The sequence below is a fragment of the Streptomyces sp. NRRL B-24085 genome (assembly GCF_001282115.1).
GTDB lineage: Bacteria > Actinomycetota > Actinomycetes > Streptomycetales > Streptomycetaceae > Streptomyces.
Window position 1 is genome coordinate 1 of the sequence record NZ_LJBR01000653.1, and the last position, 5,120, is coordinate 5,120.

At 73.4% G+C, this 5,120-nt stretch carries 3 protein-coding genes and 1 pseudogene; 3 read left to right on the top strand and 1 reads right to left on the bottom strand.

Translation table 11 applies throughout. The features are described 5' to 3' along the window. Positions 1-116: 116 nt before the first annotated feature. Positions 117-1,988, top strand: coding sequence for a sialidase family protein (locus tag AOJ26_RS40870; protein WP_053853381.1), 1,872 nt, complete (start codon positions 117-119; stop codon positions 1,986-1,988). Between the two features lie 11 nt (positions 1,989-1,999). Continuing rightward, positions 2,000-3,223, top strand: coding sequence for a DUF4185 domain-containing protein (locus AOJ26_RS40875; protein ID WP_053853380.1), 1,224 nt, complete (start codon positions 2,000-2,002; stop codon positions 3,221-3,223). Here AOJ26_RS40875 and AOJ26_RS40880 read toward each other — a convergent pair. Then, positions 3,159-4,184: a bile acid:sodium symporter family protein gene (locus AOJ26_RS40880; protein WP_053853382.1), complete on the bottom strand. Its 1,026-nt coding sequence runs from the start codon at positions 4,182-4,184 to the stop codon at positions 3,159-3,161. The two genes, AOJ26_RS40875 and AOJ26_RS40880, sit on opposite strands and share 65 nt — an antisense overlap. Before the next feature lie 182 nt (positions 4,185-4,366). Between AOJ26_RS40880 and AOJ26_RS40885 the strand changes: the two are divergent. Continuing rightward, positions 4,367-5,120 (top strand): annotated as a pseudogene (locus tag AOJ26_RS40885) (LysR substrate-binding domain-containing protein); the annotation flags it as partial.

Sequence of the window (5,120 nt, forward strand, 5' to 3'; positions counted from 1 at the left end):
GTCGTACTCCATCCGTGACGGACACGGGCGGGGTTCTTGTGGGGCGCGGGGCGCACAACTACGGTCCGTGACCGGAATGTCGCATTTCCGGATGTACGGAAACTGAAAGGGTGCCCGTGCCGTCGAGCCGCGCACGTCTGAGATCCCCCCTGACCGCCGTCCCCGCCACCGGCGCCCTCCTCGCCCTCCTCACCCTGCCGGGCCCCGCCCACGCCCAACACCCGCCCTCGGCAACCGGGTTGGAGCAGCAGATCCTCTTCAAGGCGGACCGGGACCCCGGTTACGCCTGCTTCCGCATCCCGGCGATCGTCCGGACCACCGCGGGCACCCTTCTCGCGTTCGCCGAGGGACGGGTTCTCAACTGCGGGGACGCCGGCGACATCGACATCGTCCTCAAGCGGTCGACCGACGGCGGCCGCACCTGGGGCCCCCTCCGGGTGGTCACCGAGGGCGCGGGCGACACGCACGGCAACCCGGCCCCGGTCGTGGACCGCGCGACGGGCCGCGTCCTGCTCGCCGAGACGTACAACACGGGCCGTGCGCACAGCGGCAACTGCCGGATGCCCTGCGACCGCACCCCGCACCTCCAGTACAGCGACGACGACGGCCGCACCTGGTCCGCGCCCCGCGACCTGAGCGCCGGGATCCTGCCCCCGCAGCCGGTCTCCTGGTACGCCACCGGCCCCGTGCACGGCATCCAGCTCAGCCGCGGCCCGCACGCCGGGCGGCTGGTGTTCGGGGTCAACTCCGAGACGTGGGACGGAGACCGAGTGAGCGTGAACCACGCGGCGCTCGTGGTGAGCGACGACGGCGGCGAGCACTGGCGGGTGGGCGCCACCGACTCCTGGCCGGTCGCCGCCGACGGCACCTTCCGGCAGAAACCGTCCGAGGTCACGGTCGCCGAACGCGCCGACGGCTCGGTCCTCGTCAGCGGGCGCGAACAGGACGGCACCGACCTCGGCCACCGCACCCAGGCCGTCAGTGACGACGGCGGCGACAGCTTCACCGCCCCGTTCCGGACCCTCCCGGACCTCCCCGCACCCCAGGTGCAGTGCGCCACCCTGGACTTCGGCGGGCGCCTGCTGCTGTCCTGCCCGGCGGACCCGGACCGCCGCCGCACGATGACGATCCGCTCCTCCTACGACGGCGGCCGCACCTGGGACACCCCCGACCGGGGCACCGTCGTCACCGAGGACTGGTCCGGCTACTCCGACCTGGCCCCGGTCGACGAGGGCACGGTGGGCCTGCTGTACGAGGCCGGGACCACCGACGCGCGCGACGAGATCCGCTTCGCCCGTATCGCCGGGGACCGCCTGGCACCGCGCCGCGGCCCCGACCCGACCACCCCCGACCGCGCTCCGCTCGCGCCGCCCGCGGCCGTGCTGGGCGGCGCCCGGGAGACGGCCGGGGTCGTCGGCGGCGCCCTGGAGTTCGACGGCGCCGACGACGCCGTACGGCTGCCGTTCCGCGAGGAACTCCCGCTCGGTTCCGGGGACTTCACCGCGTCCCTGTGGTTCAGGTACACCGCCGCGGCCGGGGAGCAGCCGCTGTTGTGGATGGGTGGCGTCGGCGACCGGCAGCCGCAGGTGTGGCTGCGCGGGGAGCCGGCGGGCGGACGGGTGCGCGGGCTGATCACCGTACGGGAGGGCTCGACGGCCGTGCGGACGGCGTCGGTGAGCGCGAGAGGCTTGTTCGACGACGGGCGGTGGCACCACCTGGCCCTGCGCCGGGGCGGCGGCCGGCTCACGCTCTTCGCCGACGGCAGGGCGGTCGGCACACCGGACGTGCCGGGCTCGGTCAGCCGCGACGCGCCGTTCGGGGTGCACATCGGGCAGCGCGTGGACGGCCGGGCCCGCCTCACCGGCGCGATCGACGAGGTCCGGGTGTGGCGCCGGGCCCTGACCGACGCCGAGATCACCGGCGGGACCGCCACGCCGGCGGACACCGTCCTGTGGCTGCCCATGGACCGGGTGGACGACAGCCGCTAACGTCGCGACCCGTGCCCGAGGACGCACGAGCACGACAGCGAACCGGCACCGGCGTCGGTCTGCTGCTGGCGCTGGTGCTCGGAGCCGTGCTGCTCACCGCCCTCCCGGACGGCGGCGGGCGGGACGCCGACTGCACACCGCTCACCGTCGGCTCCTGGTCGGCGGACGACCGGCTCACCGGCGAGTTCGCCCGCTACGGCGACGACGGCGCCCGCGGCGACGACTGGACCGGAGGTGACGGCACCCACTCGGTACGGCTGCCCGACGGCCGGCTGCTGTGGCTGTTCTCCGACACCTACCTCGGCCAGGTGCACGCCCCGCCCGGCCCGCTCGGCGAGTCGCACGCCTGGCGCGACACCACCGCCCCCCTGGTGCGCAACTCGGCGGTGCTGATGCGCGACGGCCGGCTGGAGAGCACCCTCCCGGCACCCCTGTTCCCCGACCCCGGCCCCAACCAGTGGCGCTGGCCGGTCGCGGCCCGCGTGGAACCCCGCAGCCCCGGCTCGGACGAACAGGTCGTCCGGGTGCTGCTGTGGGTGCGGACGGCGGGATCGTCCCCCTGGATCTACGGCGTGCCGACCGCCACCGAGGTCGCCACGCTCTCGCTGCCCGGCCTGCGGGTCGAGTCGATCACGAAGGTCCTCGACGAGCAGCGGGTCCAGGACCCGTCCCGGCGGGTGCTGTTCGGGACCACGCTGGTCGAGGACGGCGGGTGGACGTACGTCTTCGGCGGCGACGACGGCCGGGCCGCTTCCCGGGCCGTGTCCTCGGCGTACGTGGCCCGGGTGCCGGAGGGCGGGCTCGCCGAGCCGGGCGCCTGGGAGTACTGGGACGGCTCGCAGTGGACGACCGGCACCCGTCCGCACCCGGTGCTCGGGGACGGGCGGCGCACCGGGGTGGGCAGCGCCTTCTCCGTCGTACGGCGGGGCGGGACGTACGTGCTGTTCACCATGGCCGCGGGGACGAAGGGGCTTGCGGCCGTGACCTCGTACTGGTCCTGCTCCCCCACCGGGCCCTGGCACGGCCCGGAGAAGGACTTCACCCCGTCCCTGCCCTCCGGTCAGGTAGCCGCCTACAACCCGCAGGCGCACCCCGAACTCAGCGGCGCAGGGCGGCTGGTGCTCAGCTACGACGTCAACCGGCTGGAGACGGACCTCGCTTCGGCCCAGGTCAACCGGAACGTCGCGCTGTACCGACCGCGGTTCGTGACGCTGCGGCTGTCCCCCGCGCACTGACCTGCTGGGACTCCTCCGCGACGGGGTCGTGCGAGCGGCGCTTGGCGATCACCGCGCAGACCATCAACTGCATCTGGTGGAAGAGCATCAGCGGCAGCACGGCGAGCGAGGCGTGCGCGCCGAACAGGACGCTGGCCATGGGGAGTCCGGAGGCGAGGGACTTCTTCGAGCCGGCGAACTGGATGGCGATGCGGTCCTCGCGGTCGAAGCGCAGCGCCTTGGCGCCGTACCAGCTCAGGGCGAGCATCAGGGCGAGCAGGACGGCCTCGACGATCATGAGGCCGCCGAGCCTGAGCGGGCTCACCTGGTGCCAGATGCCCTGGACCATGCCCTCGCTGAACGCGGTGTAGACGACCAGCAGGATCGACCCGCGGTCGACGAGGCCGAGGATCTTCTTGTGGCGGGTGATGAAGCCGCCGATCCAGCGGCGCGTCAACTGGCCCGCCACGAACGGCACCAGCAGTTGGAGCACGATCTCCAGGAGCGAGTCCGCCGAGAACCCGCCACCGCTGCTGCCGAGCAGGGCGGCCGCGAGGAGCGGGGTGATGACGATGCCGACCAGGGAGGAGAAGGAGCCGGCGCAGATCGCCGCCGGCACGTTGCCGCGGGCGATCGAGGTGAAGGCGATCGAGGACTGGATGGTGGAGGGGACCAGGGTGAGGAAGAGCAGGCCCTGGTAGAGGGGGTCGGTCAGGAAGACCGGGACGAGTCCGCGGGCGGCGAGGCCCAGCAGCGGGAAGATCACGAACGTGCAGGCGAGGACCGTGACGTGCAGCCGCCAGTGCTTGAGACCGTCCAGGGCCTCGCGGGTGGACAGCCGGGCGCCGTACAGGAAGAAGAGGAAGGCGATCGCCGCCGTGGAGGCTCCGGAGGCCACGTCCGCGGTGGTCCCGCGCGCCGGTACGAGGGCGGCGAGGCCCACCGTGCCGAGCAGCAGCAGGATGTACGGGTCGACCGGCATCCAGGCCGGCCACTTGAGGCGCTTCACGGTGCTCCACTTGCTCGTGTTCGACGACGGTACGGGGTCATTGCGGACACCTCCCTCAGGCCGGAGGGTCCCCCTCCATCGTCCTCCCTCACCCCTTGATCGGGAATCCCGCATACCACTCTGACTGTCATCACGTTCCGCGATAACCTGAGGCCGTGTACGACCCGTCGCAGTTGCGTACCTTCCTGGCGGTGGCGCAGACCCTGAGCTTCACCCAGGCCGCCCGGCGGCTGGGGCTGCGCCAGTCGACCGTGAGCCAGCACGTACGGCGTCTGGAGGAGGCCGCGGGGCGTCAGCTCTTCACCCGGGACACCCACTCCGTGGAGCTGACGGAGGACGGCGAGGCGATGCTGGGGTTCGCCCGGCGGATCCTGGAGGTGCACGACCAGGCGACGGCGTTCTTCACCGGCACCCGTCTGCGCGGGCGGCTGCGGTTCGGGGCGTCGGAGGACTTCGTGCTCACCCGGCTGCCGGAGATCCTCGAGGGCTTCCGGTACGACCATCCCGAGGTGGACCTGGAGCTGACGGTCGAGCTGTCGGGCACCCTGCACGAGCGACTGGCGGCCGGGAAGCTCGACCTGGTGCTCGCCAAGCGGCGGCCCGAGGACCCCCGCGGTGAGCTGGTGTGGCACGACCGGCTGGTGTGGATCGGCGCGGAGCGGCTCCGCCCGGACGCGGACCGTCCGGTGCCGCTGATCGTCTACCCGCCGCCGGGGATCACCCGGACGCTGGCTCTTGAGGCCCTGGAGCGGCAGGGGCGTCAGTGGCGGATCGTGTGCACCAGCGGAAGCCTGAACGGCCTGATCGCCGCGGCGCGGGCGGGGCTGGGGGTGATGGCGCACTCCCGGGGGCTGGTGCCACACCGGGCTGGTGGAGGTGCCCGACCGGTTCGGGCTGCCGGAGCTGGGG